20 protein-coding genes are annotated in these 17,763 nt (G+C 32.2%); 11 read left to right on the top strand and 9 right to left on the bottom strand.

Annotated elements, in window-relative coordinates:
* Positions 1 to 2 precede the first annotated feature (2 nt).
* The 9 genes from LG45_RS05020 to LG45_RS04980 all read left to right on the top strand — a co-directional run bounded on the left by LG45_RS05020 (position 3) and on the right by LG45_RS04980 (position 7,926).
* Entirely contained in the window at positions 3 to 1,265 is a 1,263-nt protein-coding gene (locus LG45_RS05020; RefSeq protein ID WP_035124984.1) for an alginate export family protein, read from the top strand.
* Positions 1,266 to 1,277: 12 nt separating this feature from the next.
* Positions 1,278 to 2,057, top strand: a complete 780-nt coding sequence (locus LG45_RS05015) for a CbbQ/NirQ/NorQ/GpvN family protein (RefSeq protein WP_035124983.1) — start codon at positions 1,278 to 1,280, stop codon at positions 2,055 to 2,057.
* 72 nt (positions 2,058 to 2,129) lie between these two features.
* The gene (locus LG45_RS05010; protein WP_035124982.1) at positions 2,130 to 3,869 is read left to right on the top strand and encodes a nitric oxide reductase activation protein NorD; all 1,740 of its coding nucleotides are present in this window, start codon (positions 2,130 to 2,132) and stop codon (positions 3,867 to 3,869) included.
* 1 nt (position 3,870) lies between these two features.
* Positions 3,871 to 4,839: a PAS domain-containing protein gene (locus LG45_RS05005; protein WP_035124980.1), complete on the top strand. Its 969-nt coding sequence runs from the start codon at positions 3,871 to 3,873 to the stop codon at positions 4,837 to 4,839.
* Positions 4,830 to 5,405: a cytochrome c oxidase subunit 3 gene (locus LG45_RS05000; protein WP_052087495.1), complete on the top strand. Its 576-nt coding sequence runs from the start codon at positions 4,830 to 4,832 to the stop codon at positions 5,403 to 5,405. Before LG45_RS05005 ends, LG45_RS05000 begins: the two co-directional genes overlap by 10 nt.
* 2 nt (positions 5,406 to 5,407) lie before the next feature.
* On the top strand, positions 5,408 to 5,647 hold the full coding sequence (locus tag LG45_RS16730; RefSeq protein WP_035124977.1) for a cytochrome C oxidase subunit IV family protein: 240 nt from the start codon (positions 5,408 to 5,410) through the stop codon (positions 5,645 to 5,647).
* A gap of 82 nt (positions 5,648 to 5,729) precedes the next feature.
* Complete coding sequence (locus LG45_RS04990) at positions 5,730 to 6,167, top strand: OsmC family protein (RefSeq protein ID WP_035124975.1); 438 nt, start codon at positions 5,730 to 5,732, stop codon at positions 6,165 to 6,167.
* Between the two features lie 9 nt (positions 6,168 to 6,176).
* Positions 6,177 to 6,614, top strand: coding sequence for a c-type cytochrome (locus LG45_RS04985; protein WP_052087494.1), 438 nt, complete (start codon positions 6,177 to 6,179; stop codon positions 6,612 to 6,614).
* A complete protein-coding gene (locus tag LG45_RS04980; RefSeq protein ID WP_052087493.1) occupies positions 6,604 to 7,926 on the top strand; it encodes a cbb3-type cytochrome c oxidase subunit I in 1,323 nt (440 codons plus the stop codon). The genes LG45_RS04985 and LG45_RS04980 overlap by 11 nt, the downstream gene beginning before the upstream one ends.
* Here the strand turns inward: LG45_RS04980 and LG45_RS04975 are convergent.
* The 4 genes from LG45_RS04975 to ric are packed head-to-tail and all read right to left on the bottom strand — an operon-like array spanning position 7,897 to position 11,603.
* Positions 7,897 to 8,577: an anaerobic ribonucleoside-triphosphate reductase activating protein gene (locus LG45_RS04975; protein WP_081932040.1), complete on the bottom strand. Its 681-nt coding sequence runs from the start codon at positions 8,575 to 8,577 to the stop codon at positions 7,897 to 7,899. The two genes, LG45_RS04980 and LG45_RS04975, sit on opposite strands and share 30 nt — an antisense overlap.
* Entirely contained in the window at positions 8,571 to 8,735 is a 165-nt protein-coding gene (gene nrdD / locus LG45_RS16695; protein ID WP_131494639.1) for an anaerobic ribonucleoside-triphosphate reductase, read from the bottom strand. The genes LG45_RS04975 and nrdD overlap by 7 nt, the downstream gene beginning before the upstream one ends.
* Entirely contained in the window at positions 8,719 to 10,833 is a 2,115-nt protein-coding gene (locus LG45_RS04965) for a ribonucleoside triphosphate reductase (protein ID WP_035124972.1), read from the bottom strand. The genes nrdD and LG45_RS04965 overlap by 17 nt, the downstream gene beginning before the upstream one ends.
* A gap of 41 nt (positions 10,834 to 10,874) precedes the next feature.
* Positions 10,875 to 11,603, bottom strand: a complete 729-nt coding sequence (gene ric, locus LG45_RS04960; RefSeq protein ID WP_035124969.1) for an iron-sulfur cluster repair di-iron protein — start codon at positions 11,601 to 11,603, stop codon at positions 10,875 to 10,877.
* 160 nt (positions 11,604 to 11,763) lie between these two features.
* Here ric and nadA point away from each other — a divergent pair, with 160 nt between their 5' ends.
* Both nadA and nadB read left to right on the top strand, forming a co-directional pair.
* Positions 11,764 to 12,693: a quinolinate synthase NadA gene (gene nadA / locus LG45_RS04955; RefSeq protein WP_035124966.1), complete on the top strand. Its 930-nt coding sequence runs from the start codon at positions 11,764 to 11,766 to the stop codon at positions 12,691 to 12,693.
* Complete coding sequence (nadB, locus tag LG45_RS04950; protein ID WP_035124964.1) at positions 12,693 to 14,249, top strand: L-aspartate oxidase; 1,557 nt, start codon at positions 12,693 to 12,695, stop codon at positions 14,247 to 14,249. Before nadA ends, nadB begins: the two co-directional genes overlap by 1 nt.
* Here nadB and LG45_RS04945 read toward each other — a convergent pair.
* The 5 genes from LG45_RS04945 to LG45_RS04925 are packed head-to-tail and all read right to left on the bottom strand — an operon-like array spanning position 14,217 to position 17,763.
* Positions 14,217 to 14,660: a hypothetical protein gene (locus tag LG45_RS04945; protein ID WP_035124962.1), complete on the bottom strand. Its 444-nt coding sequence runs from the start codon at positions 14,658 to 14,660 to the stop codon at positions 14,217 to 14,219. The two genes, nadB and LG45_RS04945, sit on opposite strands and share 33 nt — an antisense overlap.
* The gene (locus LG45_RS04940) at positions 14,660 to 15,031 is read right to left on the bottom strand and encodes a group III truncated hemoglobin (protein ID WP_035124960.1); all 372 of its coding nucleotides are present in this window, start codon (positions 15,029 to 15,031) and stop codon (positions 14,660 to 14,662) included. The genes LG45_RS04945 and LG45_RS04940 overlap by 1 nt, the downstream gene beginning before the upstream one ends.
* A 1-nt stretch (position 15,032) precedes the next feature.
* Positions 15,033 to 15,800, bottom strand: coding sequence for an ABC transporter permease subunit (locus LG45_RS04935; protein ID WP_035124958.1), 768 nt, complete (start codon positions 15,798 to 15,800; stop codon positions 15,033 to 15,035).
* Positions 15,797 to 16,540: an ABC transporter ATP-binding protein gene (locus LG45_RS04930; protein ID WP_052087492.1), complete on the bottom strand. Its 744-nt coding sequence runs from the start codon at positions 16,538 to 16,540 to the stop codon at positions 15,797 to 15,799. The genes LG45_RS04935 and LG45_RS04930 overlap by 4 nt, the downstream gene beginning before the upstream one ends.
* Positions 16,537 to 17,763: a nitrous oxide reductase family maturation protein NosD gene (locus LG45_RS04925; protein ID WP_035124956.1), complete on the bottom strand. Its 1,227-nt coding sequence runs from the start codon at positions 17,761 to 17,763 to the stop codon at positions 16,537 to 16,539. The genes LG45_RS04930 and LG45_RS04925 overlap by 4 nt, the downstream gene beginning before the upstream one ends.

Raw genomic sequence — 17,763 nt, 5'->3', positions numbered from 1 at the left:
AAATGACAAAATATTTTTATACTGCACTAATTGCCCTTTTAGGAACAGTTACAATTTCAGCACAACAATTTGATATCAATGCAGATTTACGTGCACGATTTGAAAACCGAAACGGTTATGGAACATTAAAACCAGATACTGAAAAAGCCGCTTCTTTTATATCTCAAAGAACTCGATTAGTCTTTGATTACTCTTTTAAAAACATCAAATTACGAGTTTCTCCACAAAATGTGAAAACTTGGGGCGACGTAGCAACTAACTCAAAAACAGATGCAAACAGTGCTCTTCATGAAGCGTATGGCGAAATTAAAATGAACGAAAAATTGTCATTCAAATTAGGAAGACAAGAAATTAATTATGACGACGCAAGGATTTTTGGAAATGTAGATTGGACTATGCAAGCTAGAAGTCATGATGCGTTTTTATTAAAATTTAATCCAAACACTAAAAATCAAATTCATTTTGGAATGGCATTAAATGCTAATAAAGAAACTAATTTTTATGAAAACTATGCTATTCCACAATACAAATCATTACAATATCTATGGTATCATGCCGATTTTGATAAACTAAATTTAAGTGTTTTAGCATTAAATAACGGAATGCCTTATTTAGTTGGAACGGAAGAAAAAGTAGATTATAATCAAACGCTAGGTTCAAGATTGGTTTTCAAAAATGCTGTGCTTTCAATTGATGGCGCGGCTTATTTACAAACTGGGAAAATTGCCGACAATTCAGTAAATGCTGCTTATTTTTCAGCAAACATCAATTATAAAGCAACAACAAATTTCAATACCAGCGTTGGTTTTGAAGTGCTTTCTGGAAAAGATCAAAATGATACTTCAACGGATACGAAATCGTTTAATCCATGGTATGGAACAAACCATAAATTCAATGGTTATATGGATTATTTTTATGTTGGAAATCATATGAATACCGTTGGGTTAACGGATGTTTATGTAAATATCGGTTACGAAAAAAATAAATTCTCAGCCAAATTAACACCTCATTATTTTGCTTCAGCAGCTTCAATTTATAGTGCTGGAGAAAAACAAGAAAATTATCTAGGCACTGAATTAGACATAACAGTAGGATATAAAATGTATGATAATGTGACTTTCGATGCCGGATTTTCACAAATGTTTGCCACTTCATCAATGGAAGTTTTAAAAGCTGGAAACAAAAATGCTGGCAATAATTGGGCGTTTATTTCCATAAAAATTGATCCCAATTTATTTTCAAAAAAAGTGGAAACCAAACTATAATTCTCCATTAAAATGACAAAAACTATTCCATACTACCATTCCATAGGAAAAGAAGAAGAAATTTTTTCTCACACCTATTCCAATAAAATTCCGTTGCTTTTAAAAGGCCCAACTGGAACAGGAAAATCTCGATTTATCGAATATATGGCGCATAAATTGGATAAAAAACTCATCACAATTGCCTGCCACGAAGAAACATCTTCCACCGATTTAATTGGACGATTTATCATTAAAGGTGCAGAAACTGTTTGGGTTGACGGACCAATGACACTAGCTGTAAAAGAAGGCGCTATAATTTATTTAGATGAAATTGCAGAAGCTCGTCCTGATGTTATTGTGGCAATACATTCGCTAACCGATCATAGACGAGAATTGTTTATTGACAAGTTAGGAATTACCATAAAAGCACACGAAGATTTTATGCTTGTAGCGTCATTTAATCCCGGATATCAACGTGGCTTTAAAGAATTGAAACCGTCAACAAAACAACGTTTTTCGGCACTTTCGTTTGATTACCCAGAAGCAAAACAAGAAATCGAAATTCTCATCAATGAAACTAAAATAGATGCAGATAATGCTAAAAAACTAGTTGCAATTGGCACTAAAATTAGAAATCTAACCGAACTAGGATTAACCGAAACCGTTTCAACTCGCCTTTTAGTAAACGCTGCAACTTTAATTAAAAGCGGACTGCCAAAAAGACTTTCCACTCACATTGCAATCGTTGAGCCGCTTACCGATGATTTGCAAATCGTTCAATCATTAAAGGATTTGTGCGATTTGATGATATAATTAGCCCAAAAGGCGAAAGTCATAAAGTCTTGTTGCTTTATGACTTTCGCCTTTTGACTTTATGCCTTTATTATGGATATAGACGAACTACTTTTCGGAACCGTTTCTAAATATTTCAAAAAAAGAAATAAGAAAAAAATTCTTTTAGACAACAATGCTGTTTTCTTGAAGGATGTAAAATCGCGTTTGACTATTTTAGCAAGAGCCATTTCAGGAAATCCTATCGAAATTTTTCCTGCAGAACGTGAAGGTGGCTATAAAAATAACAGCTTTTTTCTTCCCATTTATTTTAATGAACTGTCATCAAAAGGGAAAAATTTAGCACTTTACTTTTTCAGAATTTTATTTTTGAGTGTGCAATCCGAATTGAATATTAACTTGATTGCTGACGAAGTTTTTTCAGAAGAAAAAAAGCAACAGATTTTAGATTTATTATTTCAAAAATATCCAAATACTGAAGAAATTTATAAGGAATTAAAAACACATTTTGAACTCAGCGCAACTCCAAAAAAGCCAGCAGATTACTCATGGATTTATGGTAAATTGATGCAAAATGACAAAGAAGAAAACACCGAAACGATACTTGAAAATTTTTCTGATTTGGTTAAAAAATCCAATGCAGAAGAAATTTTAACCACTTTACAAGCAAAAGCAGTTGAAGAAATAATTACGGTTGAAGTTGACAAAAAGCAACAAGAAGATTATGTGTTACTACATAGTTTTGAAAAAGTAGAAACCGCCGAAGAATTCAACGGAAATTGGCGCGATTTTGATGGCTCAGACGATTTAGAAAAACACGAAAATGCCATTGAAGATCTTAATATGAAATTCACCGTTCGGGTTGACGACACAGCACATTCGGTTTATCAAGCCGAATTTACTGAAAACACATCCATTTCAGAAAGTGCCGAAACAGACACCAATGGTTTTCATCTTACGTATAACGAATGGGATTTTGACAAACGAAAATACAAAGAGAATTATTGTAAAGTTTACCCCAAAGCGCAACTAAAAACAGATGCAAATTATTATAAAAAGACCATTTCAAAAAACAATTCAACACTCATAAATCTTCGTAAGATTTTAACCAATTTGAACAACAAAATGCAGCAACAAAAACGACAAACGCAAGGCGAAGAGTTTGATATTGATGCCATTACTGATTTGTACGTTGATGTGCATTCTAATAAAACTCCTTCGGATAAAATTTACCTTTCCAATAGAAAAAAAGAAAAAGATTTATCTATTTTAATATTGCTAGACATCAGTTTGTCAAGCGATAGTTATGCCGCTGGAAATCGTGTAATTGATGTAGAAAAAGAGGTTTCTATTTTGTTTGGCGAAATATTAAACGAATTCAATATCGATTTTTCAATTGATAGTTTTTACTCCAAAACACGAAATTTTTCGACTTATTTAACTGTTAAAGATTTTGATGAAAACTGGTCAACCGCCAAGCATAAAATTGGCGCCATAGAACCCTCAGGATACACAAGAATTGGCGCTGCTTTGCGTCATGCCGGAGCAAGATTAGACACGCGAAGTACAAAAAATAAATGGATTATTCTGATTTCTGACGGAAAGCCAAACGACTATGATAAATACGAAGGCAAATACGGAATTAACGATGTAAAACAAGCTTTGAGAGAATTAAACCAACGAAATATAAACTCCTACGCATTGGCTATCGAAGCGCAAGCAAAATATTATTTGCCGCAAATGTTTGGGCAAAATCATTATCAAATTCTAACAACTCCTATCGAATTATTGCAATCGATGGTCAAATTGTATGAAAAAATAAAACAACAATAAAATGGAAACAGAATTTAAAAAAACAGCTCTAAAAAAAGGGCATCCGATACAAAATTACCTTGACGAAACCGATTTAATTCATAAAATAGCTGATGAAATCATCCAAATTGATATAGAAAATGAGTATCAAAAATTTTACAATGCCTTAAATCAATTAGCAACAATTGAAAGACGATTTGAACGTAAAGAAAACCAACTTTTTCCATTTTTAGAAAAAAAAGGTTGGACTGGACCATCACAAAACATGTGGTCATTCCATGATATTATAAGACAAATATTTAGAATTATTAGACAAAATATTGAAGATAAAAATTTCACTTCAGCAAAACACAATACAGAATTAGCCGTTCAAAATATAAACAGATTATTAGAAGTTGAAGAAACCTTTCTTTTTCCAAATGCGTTAGAAATGTTATCCGACGATGATTGGAAAGTAATGCGAAAAGGAGAAGATGAAATTGGCTGGATGTTAACCGATGCTCCTCCAAAATACCCAAAAGAGCCCGAATATTTTCATCCATCTCAAGATACCGACATAAGAACTGATGTGGTTTATGATGAAAAAGCAGCCCATTATGACGAAGGTTATATGACTGTAGAACAGGTCAATTTGCTATTCAAAACGTTACCTATCGACTTGACTTATGTAGATGAAAATGATAAAGTAATTTTTTATAATCGAGGCGATGAAAGAGTTTTTCCGAGAAGCGCCGGAATAATTGGAAGAGAAGTTCGTTTCTGTCATCCTCCAAAAAGCGTAGATACGGTATTAAAAATTTTAGAAGCATTCCGAAAAGGGGAACAAACCGAGGCGTCTTTTTGGATAAATTATAAAGAAAGATTAATATACATCCGCTATTTTGCAGTGCGCGATTCAGAAAAAAAATATAAAGGCGTCATTGAAATGTCGCAAGATATAACAGATATTAAGCAAGTTGATGGCGAAAAAAGATTGTTAGAATGGAAATAAAAACCCTAAAAATAAATTACAAAAATTTTTATTATCCACCAGGAGGAATCTTGATGTGGATAATTATTTTTTTAGAACTTTTTACCTTTGGAATGGCTCTTGTTGCGTTGGCTTTTAGTTCCAGAGAGAACCCGGAACTTTTTCACGAATCTAGTTTGCATCTCAATAGAACTTTTGGAACAATAAATACTATTTTTTTACTCGCAAGTGGCTTTTTTGTTGCTAATGCTGTTCATAATTATAAAGAAAATTATTTCAACAAAGCTTCTTTTCAATTCAAAATTGGAATGATGGGTGGTTTGCTATTTATTGCATTAAAAAGTGTTGAATATTATACCAAAATCGAAGCAGGTTTTTTATTAGACACCAATACTTTCTTTACTTTTTACTGGCTTTTAACAGGATTTCATGTGTTACATGTCATGGTTGGATTGGTGATTTTATTTATTATCAACCGAAACATTACAAAAACAAGCATCGAAGATGTTGAAGCAGCCGCAACATTTTGGCACATGTGCGATTTGATTTGGTTGCTCCTATTTCCTGTTTTATATTTAATTTTTTAATCATGAAAACTGAATTATCAAAAACATTTGTGTTACTACTATTTTTGACATTTGCAACAATTATTATTTTCAATTTACCAATTGCTCATTCGTTCAAAGTAATCCTCATTTTGGTCTTGTTTTCATTAAAATTTCTGTCGGTGGCTTTTCAGTTTATGGAATTAAAAAAAGCGCATGTGTTTTGGAAAGCATCGGTAATCTCAATTTTGATACTAATCAATTTAATCATAATTATTTCCTGAAAAAGGAAAACCATGATTGCAATCATAAATTTATCACTGTAAAAAAAGTCTATTTGTAAAATATAATTTAATAAAATCAAAAATGGAAAATCATAGTTACAACATACATTTAAAATGGGAAAATGACAGAAAAGGAATGATGTCATCACCTGAATTACCTACAATAATTGAAGTTGCAACACCTCCTGAATTTGATAAAGGAATCCCTAATATTTGGTCGCCAGAACACTTATTTACAGCTTCAGTAATAAGTTGTTTTATGACAACTTTTTTAGCAATTGCAGAATATTCAAAATTAGATTTCATTTCATTTGAATGCAATGCTGAAGGAATTTTAGAAAAAATTGACGGCAAATATTTAATGACAAAAATTATATTAAAACCCACTTTAACCATTGCTGAACTTGACAAAATAGAAAAAGCACAACGTGTTTTAGAAAAATCGGAAGCCGCTTGTTTAATTTCAAATTCTATCAAAAGTGACGTTGAATTAAAACCAACTATTAATACTGAAAACTAATATTTTGAAATGATTCCTTCAAAAAAACAGCTCCTTTTTCTACTACTTTTGATTAGTCTATTTTCAATTTATAATTTTACCATTTATACTTCCAAAACTGATTACGGCACCATTCATCTTTCTAAAAAAGCCATTCAAGGCGAAAACATTTGGCTAAAAAACAACTGCAATTCTTGTCATCAACTTTATGGTCTTGGCGGTTATCTTGGACCGGATTTGACCAACGTATATTCCAATAAAAATAAAAACGAATATTACTTAAAAGCCATGTTAAACAGTGGTGTAAAATCGATGCCAAAATTTAAGTTCAATAACACTGAAAAAGAGGCACTAATTCAATTTTTAAAAGAAGTAGATCAAACAGGTTATTATCCAAATACAAAAACAGAAATAAAACCTAATGGTTGGGTTTCAATAAAATATAAAAATGAAAACCATGACAAATAATAAATATCCTTTTTACTTTATTACTGTTGGCTTAATTTCATTAATGCTTGGACTACTTTGCGGATTATTAGCTGGCTTTCAGTATATCGTTCCTAGTTTTATAAAAGAAGTGTTGCCTTTTAATGCAATCCGTCCTCTACACACGTTTTTTGTAGTTTCGTGGATTTTACTATCAGCCATTGGAGGCATTTATTATTACATAAAACCAGTCAATCAAAACCTTATAAAAGTCCATTTTTGGTTGTTTATTGTAACTGGAATTGGAATTATTTTCTCGTATTTATCAAAGAATTTTGCAGGAAAGGAATATTTAGAATTTCCGAGCTATTTCTATTTTCCAATAGTTTTAGGTTGGATTATATTCGGTATAAATTATTTTAAAACCATGTTGCCAAACTTTAAAAATTGGCCAGTTTATTACTGGATGTGGGCAACCGGAATTGTATTTATGATCTATCATTTTACCGAAGCGCATTTGTGGATGCTACCTTATTTTAGGGATAATTTTATTCAAAATATTGCAATGCAATGGAAATCAGGCGGTTCGTATGTTGGTTCTTGGAACATGTTGGTGTATGGAACTGCGCTTTTTGTAATGTCGAAAATCAGCAAGAATGAAAGTTATGCTCAATCTAAAAAAGCATTTTTCTTTTATTTTCTTGGACTGACCAACTTAATGTTTGGATGGGCACATCATATTTACATTATTCCAACCGCGCCATGGATTCGATATTTAGCTTACGCAATAAGCATGACCGAATGGATTATTCTATTTTCGATTATTTATGATTGGAAAAAAAGTTTATCCGAAGAAAAGAAAATCGAATTCTCATTTGCTTACAAATTGATGCTTATAGCTGATTTTTGGGTGTTTTTGAATATTATTTTAGCTTTATTAATATCAATTCCGTCAATCAATTTATTCACTCACGGAACGCACATTACGGTGGCGCATTCTATGGGAACAACTATCGGAATTAACACTTTAATTCTTTTATCGTCAATTGCTTATATTATAGAAACTGAAAATCCGTTTACAAAATCTTCACTAAAAAAGCTTACTTTGGGAATTAAAATATTTCATATTTCGTTTGTGTTATTTTGGATAACGCTTCTCATTTTGGGAGTAAAAAAAGGATATTGGACATTTTTTAGTCAACACATTTCTTTCGGTAAATTTCAGGATTCATTGCATTGGATGTATGTAGTATTCACCTCTTTTGGAATTGGAATTTTGGTAGGATTGTATGTTGTTATTTTTGAATTTCTGAAAAGATTGAAATCAATTTCTAAAAATAACATTGAAATTTGATGCACTAGAAAATTCAGTTTCTTTAATTCTTATTGATGAGTTTAAATTTCCAAGTGTTGCTACATTGTTTTTAAATGATTGCACATAATAATTCCCGGTATATTTTTTCGCATCAAGATAACTAACCATTTCGTTCATTTCTATATTTGAAATCAAATCAGAATGGTACGTGGTTCTAATTTCAAATTGAATGCTGTTATCCAAAAGAATTTCAAATGATTTTTCAAATGGTTGAAACAACTCTGATTTTGTAATTTTCTGGAACGTATCTTTTGTGGCTTTAAAATCTAACGCTACATAATCAATTAGGTTTTCGTTTATCAATTGTTCCAAAACTTTTGGATTGGAACCATTGGTGTCAATTTTTACAAAAAAACCCATAGCTTTTATTTCTTGTATTTGCTGCACAATATTTTTATGCATCAAACATTCACCACCGCTGAAAACAACGGCATCAAGCAAACCTTGTCTGGTTTTTAAAAAAGAAATTGTTTCAGAAAAAGCAATGGCCCCTTTTCCTAAAACAATTTCGGGATTATAACAATACAAACACCGCATATTACAGCCCGCATACCAAAGAATACAAGCCGATTTATTGGGATAATCTAATAATGTAAATGGTGTTATACTGTGAATAGGTTTTGCTAACACTGATTTTCTTTAAAATGTACTCGCTGTTTGTGTTCGCCTTTTTTTCCAATATTAAAACTTTCAACAGGTCGGTGATAACCCATTACTCGAGTGTAAACCAAACATTTAGTTCTTAAATTTTGATTTTGTTCTGAAACTTCATTAATTTTTGTTTTCATAGTTTGTGTTGTTTTGATTTTCAATAATTTGTTCGTCACATTTTGGGCAATATTCATGTTCGCCGTTCAAATATCCATGAACCGGGCAAACGCTAAATACCGGAGTGACTGTAATATAAGGTAATCTGAACTTGGTTAAAACTGTTTTCACAAAGTTTTTACACGCTTCTGGCGAACTAATTCTCTCGTTCATATACAAATGCAAAACCGTTCCGCCTGTGTATTTACATTGTAATTCATCTTGCATAAGTAATGCTTCAAAAGGATCTTGTGTGAAATCAACTGGAATTTGCGAACTATTGGTATAATAAATATTTTCTCCCATTCCGGCTTGAAGAATAGTTGGAAATCTTTTTTTATCTTCTTTGGCAAATCGATACGTTGTTCCTTCAGCTGGTGTGGCTTCAAGATTGTATAAATTTCCAGTTTCCTCTTGATATTCTCGCATTCTGTTTCGAATGTAATCTAAAATTTCCATACAAAAATCATTTCCAAAAACAGTCGTAATATCATCTTTATCATTAGTAAAATTACGCACCATTTCGTTCATTCCGTTTACTCCAATCGTTGAAAAATGGTTTCTGAAATGAGGCAAATATCGTTTCGTGTAAGGAAACAATCCTCTATCATACATGTCTTGAATAAAAACTCTTTTCTTCTCCAATGTTGATTTAGAAATCCCCATCAGTTTTTCTAATTGTGCAAAAAGTGCCTCTTTATCTCCTTCATATAAATAACCTAATCGAGCCATGTTTATGGTAACAACACCAATGCTTCCGGTCATTTCGGCACTTCCAAAAAGTCCGTTGCCACGTTTTAATAATTCTCTTAAATCGAGCTGCAAACGACAACACATACTGCGAACAGCATTAGGTTTATAAGCACTTTCATTTTCTACTTTTTTGCCATTTTCATCCAAAATGTATTGACTTCCAATGAAATTTTGAAAATAGGAAGAGCCAATTTTAGCTGTGTTTTCAAAAAGAATTTCTGTGTTTTCTCCATTCCAGTCAAAATCTTCGGTGATATTAACCGTTGGAATAGGAAAAGTGAATGGTTGACCGTTAGCATCGCCTTCAGTCATTACGGTATAATATGCTTTATTTATAAGATTCATTTCTTCTTGAAAATGCTCGTAACGCAAATCCGTTGGCAAATCAACACCGCGCAGAATGGCTCTTGAAAGAATATCGTGATTAAAATTTCCTTCAAAAAAATGATGGTTGTTTTTAGTTGGAATTTGAGTTTTCAGATCATCGGGAACAACCCAATCCAAAGTAATATTAGTAAACGGCGATTGTCCCCAACGCGCCGGAACATTCAAATTATAAACAAAGCTGCGAACCGCTTTCAACACGTCATCAAAAGACAAATTATCCTTGAAAACATAAGGTGCCAAATAGGTGTCGAACGAACTGAATGCTTGTGCTCCTGCCCATTCGCTTTGTAAAATACCAAGAAAGTTTGCCATTTGTCCTAATGCTTCCCTGAAATGAGACGGTGCTTTGCTTTCTACCCTGCCACGAACGCCATTAAAGCCATCATTTAGCAAAACACGCAAACTCCATCCCGCGCAATATCCTGTCAAACAATCCAAATCATGAATGTGGATGTCGCCATTTCGATGCGCATAACCTTCTTCCTTTGAATAGACTTTATCCAACCAATAATTGGCTATGATTTTGCCAGCAACATTATTTACTAAACCCGCGTTGGAATAGGAAGTATTGGCATTGGCATTGATTCTCCAATCGGTTTGCGAAATATATTCCTCTATGGTTTGTGTACTGTTTACATATGTTGTGTCATCATTTAAGCCCTGAATATGTTCACGCTGCAGTTTTCTGGTGTGGCGATATAACATATACGAACGCATGACTGTAAAATACCCTTTTTGAAAAAGAATTTTTTCAATTACATCCTGAATTTCCTCAACAGCCCAAGTAGTTTTACTTTCTATAATTGCAATAACAATTGCAAAAATATTTTCGTCAAATGAAAGAGAAACACTCTCAAAACTTTTTACTATGGCGTCCTTTATTTTATAACTCTCAAAAGGTTTGTAATCACCGTTTCTTTTTATAACATATTTTTCCATAGTGTTTTGATGTTTTTTGAGTTTTTATAATTACTTCCTATTTATAAAACAGAAAATCGTTCTTCCATTGTTTTGGCTTTTGGAAAAAGAATATTGTTTTCCAAGTGAATGTGTTTGTGCAAATCTTGCTCAAATTCCTGCAGCATAGAGAATGTTACTTTGTAAGTATTACAAGCATCCTCTGGTGGCGCATAATGATTTGACAATTCTGAAATTCTTCTGAAACGTTCCCCTTCATTCTCATGCTCATCCATCATCATTGCAATTGGATTATTGACGGTGCCAAATTGCGGTTGTTCAATTTCGGCGTTTTCTTCCAATGCTTTAAACATTGTTTTTACAAATGGGAATAAAATCAATTCTTCTTTTTTCATGTGTTGTGCCAAAACACCGGAACCTATTTTAAACAAAGTGTTGATTTCAAAAAGTTCAGGATGTCTTTCCCCATGAACTTTGCAAAGCTTGTCTAAAAATTGTAAAATAACTGGTGTTTTTTCTTCAACATAACGATGATGCGTTTTCTCGATGTAATCAATTAACAAATCAGTTGGCCAAGCTTTAAAATCGATTCCTGTGTCATTTTTTGATTCTAAAATTGATGCAATCTCATTTTCCAAAACCTCCAGTTCAAGATCTTTTTTATGACAAACATCTTCTAAAGTTCTATCCCCTTTGCAACAAAAATCTATTCCATGCTTCGAAAATATAGCGGCTGTTCTAAAATCTTCCGCTACATATTCTCCTATTGTCATTTTTTGCAGTGTTTTCATTTCTCTATTTTTTTAGTACTTCAATATTACAAAAGAATACAGCTCTGCATATATGACTTAAATCATAGTATAACTTAATTTTCAGCATTTCCTTTGTTTAAAATCAATACAGGTTTTTTAGTATTGATATTCAATTAATTAACAGCTTTGCTATAAAAAAATGAAAACGCTTAAAGAGAAAATACTCAAACTAAAAAAAGAAAAAAACGCAATCATTTTGGCACATTATTATCAGGAACCAGCAATTCAGGAAATAGCCGATTATGTAGGAGACAGTTTAGGCTTATCGCAAGAAGCGGCAAAAGCAAAGGCAGCTATTATCCTATTTGCAGGAGTTCATTTTATGGCGGAAACTGCAAAAATTTTAAATCCAAATAAAAAAGTAATCCTACCCGATTTGAAAGCAGGCTGTTCCCTAGCGGAATCTTGTCCTCCACACATATTTAAAAAATTTATTGATGCGCATCCCAATCATATTGTGATTACCTATGTAAATTGTTCTGCCGAGATAAAAGCGCTAAGTCACATTGTTTGTACATCTTCAAATGCGGTAAAAATTGTAGAATCTGTTCCTGAAAAGATTCCAATCATCTTCGCTCCCGATAAGAATTTAGGCAATTATATCAATCAAAAAACAGGTAGAAAAATGGTGCTTTGGGATGGTTCTTGCGTGGTTCACGAAGCATTTTCTTTGGATAAATTGATTGCGCTTCATAAAAAACATCCCGAGGCTAAAATCATTGCGCATCCCGAATCGGAAACACACATTTTAGCAACAGCAAGTTACATTGGTTCAACCTCTGAAATGATTGATTATGTAAAAACAAGTCCTTATAACAAATTTATTATTGCTACCGAGGCAGGAATTCTATTCAAAGCACAACAAGAAGTTCCTGAAAAAGTACTTATTCCGGCGCCATCGTACGAAGATAACACTTGTGCTTGTAGCGAATGTGGGTTTATGAAAATGAATACACTTCAAAAAGTATACGATTGTTTGCTCAATGAAAGTCCAGAGATTATTGTTCCAAATGATATCAGAAAAAAAGCATTAGTCCCTATTGAACGAATGCTTGAATTATCAAAATAATGATACAAACAAATTATTTAATCATAGGTTCGGGCATTGCAGGATTAACTTTTGCTATAAAAATTGCAGATAAATTTCCAGGTAAAAAAATAACTATTGTAACCAAATCCAGTGAAGACGAATCCAATACTAAATACGCGCAAGGCGGAATTGCTGTGGTTCAAAATCAGTTGGATGATAATTTTAAAAAACACATCGATGATACCTTAATTTGCGGTGATGGTTTATGTGATAAACAAGTGGTGAAAATGGTAATCACGGAAGGTCCGAAGCGTTTAGTGGAATTAATAAATTGGGGGGCCAATTTTGACTTAAATGACAAAGGAAATTTCGATTTAGGAAGAGAAGGCGGTCATTCCAAAAATAGAATCGTTCATCATAAAGACCAAACGGGTTATGAAATTGAACGTGCAATTTTAGTACAAGCTCATAAAAAAAAGAATATAGAAATTTTTGATTTTCATTTTGCTTTGGAATTAATAACAGAAAAAAATCACTGTTATGGCGCTTATGTTTTAAGTGAAAAGACCAACGATATTATACCTTTTCAATCCGATTTTACATTGTTGGCAACTGGTGGAATCGGTCAAGTTTATGGACATACAACCAATCCTACGGTAGCCACCGGAGATGGAATTGCAATGGCAAACAGAGCTAAAGCCAAAATTAAAGACATGGAATTTATACAGTTTCACCCAACGGCTTTGTACGATAAAAAGTTAAGTTCAGCTTTTTTAATTTCAGAAGCGGTTAGAGGTTTTGGAGCTTACCTGAGAACAAAAAAAGGTAATCGATTTATGCTTAATTATGATGAAAGAGGCGATTTAGCATCAAGAGATGTAATTTCGCAAAGTATTGAAATTGAATTAAAAAAATCAAGTGACGAATGTGTCTTTTTAGATTGTACACACTTGGACATGTCGGCTTTTATTAAACATTTTCCAATGATTTATGCTCGTTGCAAAGCCGTTGGGATTGATCTTGAAAAAGATTGGATTCCCGTCATTCCGGCGCAACATTATTTATGTGGTGGGATTTCTGTAAATACGAACGGACAAACATCTATTGAAAATTTACTTGCCTGCGGCGAATGTTCCCAAACAGGTTTGCATGGTGCCAATCGGCTGGCTTCAAATTCACTTTTAGAAGCATTAGTTTATTCGGAAAGAATTTATAATTTCTTGGCTAATGCCACTTTTGAAAATAATAGTCCTAAAATCAAAATTGTTGAATGGAAAACCAATAAGTCTAAACCAATATCTCAAGAATATATTTCCAAAATAAAGCCTGAATTACTGCTTCTAATGCAGCAAAAAGTTTCAATTGTTAGAAATGATTATAATTTATCCCACGCCAGAACCCAACTTGAAATTTGGAAAAAAGAATGTGATGAAATACAAAAAAGGCACATAATCAACAAAGATTTTTATGAATTAAAAAACATGATTGACGTTGCAATTTTAATTGTTACGCAATCAATGGATAGAATGGAAAACCGCGGTAGTTTTGTAAAAAATAAAAAATTAAATTCCTCCTACTCGAACCAAACTTCCTAAAATCAGCATAGTAACTCCAATTAAAGTTATAGTGATAATTTCAATAATTACAGGCATCATTTTCTCTGAAGTTAACTTTGGGAAAACAAATTTCTGGGAATGAACCGCCAAAGCCAGTGAAGTAAAAAGCAATAGTAATTTTATAGAAACAATCTTTTCAATTGGACTTGAAAAGGAAAACCATTTAGAAATTGGAACATCATAATCATAAGCCAAAAGAATTCCTGTGATGACTAAAATAAATAAAGAAGGCATTCCGATTTTACCAAATTTAAGACGGAAATCAGTCAGAATTGAAATATCTTTCTTTTTAAAAGCTTCGGGTAAAAATCGAATTGACAAAAACAAATGTCCGCCAATCCAAATACTAGCGGCTAATAAATGCAATATTAAATAGATTTGATGAAGCATCAAGAAAGAGTTTTATACATCATGGCTGTGGCAATATTCATGGCTCTATTTTTTATTTCTTCTGCTTTCGTCCCTTCATAAAGTGCATCTACAGTTTTATTAAAAACATCAATCCAATGCTGAAAATGCGCTTTAGTCATGGTGCTTTTTTCGTGTAATGCTTTGTGTTTCGCCATTGGATTGCCTTCATAATTTGCTGTATAAAAAAGAATATTCTCCCAAAAGTTATACATTTTTGGCAAATGTAATTCCCAATTTACATTGGCAACATCGGTAAATAGATAGCCAATAACTTCATCTGTTTTTATTTTCTCGTAGAAAGCATTTACTAGTTTTTCGATGTCTTTTCTATTTCTAATATCTGTTTTCATTTTACAAATCTTTATTATTAAATTTTCTTAAAGAAATAAAAAACGGGATAATTGCCCATAAACTTAACAATAAGAAAGAAACAATCAATCCTGTTGAAGTTCCGAAAAAGTCTTTAAAAATCGCACCCGTGTAACCCATCATTGCAGAGACATCAAGATGCAACAAAATTTGAATACGTGCCAAATCAATTGGGCTAAAAGCTGTGATTCCTACCATTGCATTTTCGATTGGATAATCTTGAAATTGAAATAATAAAAACAAAACCAATCCGTCAAAAAGCAAGGCAAAAAACAACCAAGTCATAATTGCAATTCCTATTCCTTTAGCTTTATCTCTTGTTAGAATGGAACTTAAAAATGCTAATGCTGTAAAAATTACTGTTATCAAACAACCATTAAGCAACATTATAATTCCTACACTATCTGGTGAATTTACTAATAACGGAATTCCGGCACCAACAAAAAAAGCAATAATCATTGAGATGGAAAGTCCTAGAAATAAGCTTATCCATATTTTTCTTCGTTTGATGGGTTGACTTAATAAAAGCTCAATAAATTCGGAACTGTTGTATAAATAAATAGTTGCGAAAAGTATTGAAACTAAAGGTACCGTGAATAATATTACGTTCAAAATAGTTAATATTCCTTTGGCGGAATTGTCCTCTAATGCAAATGAACTCCATGACAGAATAGCTAAAATGAAAGTGTAAGCTAATACTATTTTGCTTTTTAAAATATCGAGTAATATGATTTTTATTATTCTGTTCATGATACAATTTCGAGTTTCGGATTTGGAGTTCCGGGTTGTCTTTGTTTTAGAATACTTGCTATAGCTTTAGAAATTTTAGTTTCATTGGTTTCAGATTTTAAATCAGCCACTTTTTTATGAAAATGAACTTCGCCATCTTGCATAAAAATAATTTCGGTAACCAAATCATCTAATTCGCTTAATAAATGCGATGTTATAAAAATGAGTTTTCCTTTTTCTTTTTCTTTAATGATTTTTTCTTTCAAAATTTCGGAAGCCAATGGATCTAAACCTGCCGTTGGTTCATCTAAAATCAATACCTCGGGATTGAATAAAAAAGCTAAAACAGCACTCACTTTTTGAGTTGTTCCACCCGAAAGTGTTCGCATTTGCTTGTCGAACATTTTTTCTAATTCAAATGCATTTAATAAATCTTCATCTAAATCATGATTAGAATTCCTGATTTTTTTAATCATATCGATGATTTGTCCTATGGTCATATTATCAGGATAACGTCCAATTTGGGGCATATAACCAATATTTTCTCGATATATATATTCTCCTAAAATCGATTTTCCGTTAAATTCAATCGAACCTTTATCAAGTAAAACCATTCCGAGAATTGATTTTATCAATGTTGTTTTTCCGCAACCATTTGGTCCGATTAGCGCAATACATTCTCCACTTTTGCATGAAAGATTGACGCTTTTCAGCACTTCTAATTTTCCGAACTTTTTGTTTATATTTTTAATTTCAATCATAATGGCAGCGATTTCATTAATGGCGTTTTATCTATAAAATTATCTGGTGTTATACTTGGTAAAACTTTCTCTGATTTATCTAAAAGAGTTATCATAAAACTTCGGTATAGTAACATCGCAGAAGGTGTTTTTTCTGTCAAAACTGCAAACAAACTTAATGGATGATAAGGAACATCACCTATTCCGTTTTTATCTAAATCATATCCTTCATATTTATCCCAATAATTTGAATTAAACGAGTTTAAAACCAAACTTCCGTTTGTGCTAATATCAAATGTGTTTTTTAAATAATTATTATTCACAATTTCGTTATCCATACAACTTGCTTGAATTTTCATTCCCCAACCATTCGATTCAAAAATATTCTTCTCAACCTTGATTCTTGAAGTACCTTCCATGTATATTCCTGAAGTATTTCGAGCAAATCGATTATTAAATATATAACTATCTGATATATCTTTTAGCAATAAACCATAGGCAGAATCACCCCAATTTTCTTCAAAATAGTTGTTGAACATTTTTACATTTTTCGTATACATCACAGCAACACCTGCTCCATTTTTCTTAAAAACATTTGTGATGTAAGTATCACTATGTGAAAACATAAAATGTAAACCGTAACGAATATTATTTACGCTTATGTTGCGCCAAATTAAAGAGTCGTAAACAAACTCGAAGTAAATTCCGTCTCGATGCCCATCAATTCGATTAGCAATAATTAAAATATCGTTCGATTTCCAGCAGTGAATTCCATTACCAAGTTGCTGTTCTTCTTTGCCATATGCTCGTAGATAATTATTTTTTATGGTGCAGCTTTGACAGTTTTGTAAATAAATACCAAAAAAATTGTCGTCCAAAACATTATTTTGAATAATCACATGATTTCTGTTATACACTTTTATGCCACATGGATCAGTAATTGTTGCATAAGCCGATTTGATAATTTTAAAACCATCAACCACCACGCTATCAGCATAAATTGATAAAACTTCATGTTTTTTTTGGCCATCTAATATTGGTAAATTTTTGCCGAGAAAAACAATCTTTTTCTTAATTGATATATTTCCTTCTCTGTAAAGTCCGCCATGTACTATGACTGTGTCACCAACTTTGGCTAATGCAATACCTTTTTTTACTGATTTTACCGTATACTTTTTTCCCACATGAATAGTTGTTGCATGTAGTGAAAAGGATAAAAAAAGAAACGCTACTAGATATTTCAT

It is taken from the genome of Flavobacterium aquatile LMG 4008 = ATCC 11947, assembly GCF_000757385.1.
Lineage (GTDB): Bacteria > Bacteroidota > Bacteroidia > Flavobacteriales > Flavobacteriaceae > Flavobacterium > Flavobacterium aquatile.
Note: the sequence above shows the minus strand (reverse complement) of the source record. Positions and strands in the feature narration are given on the sequence as shown.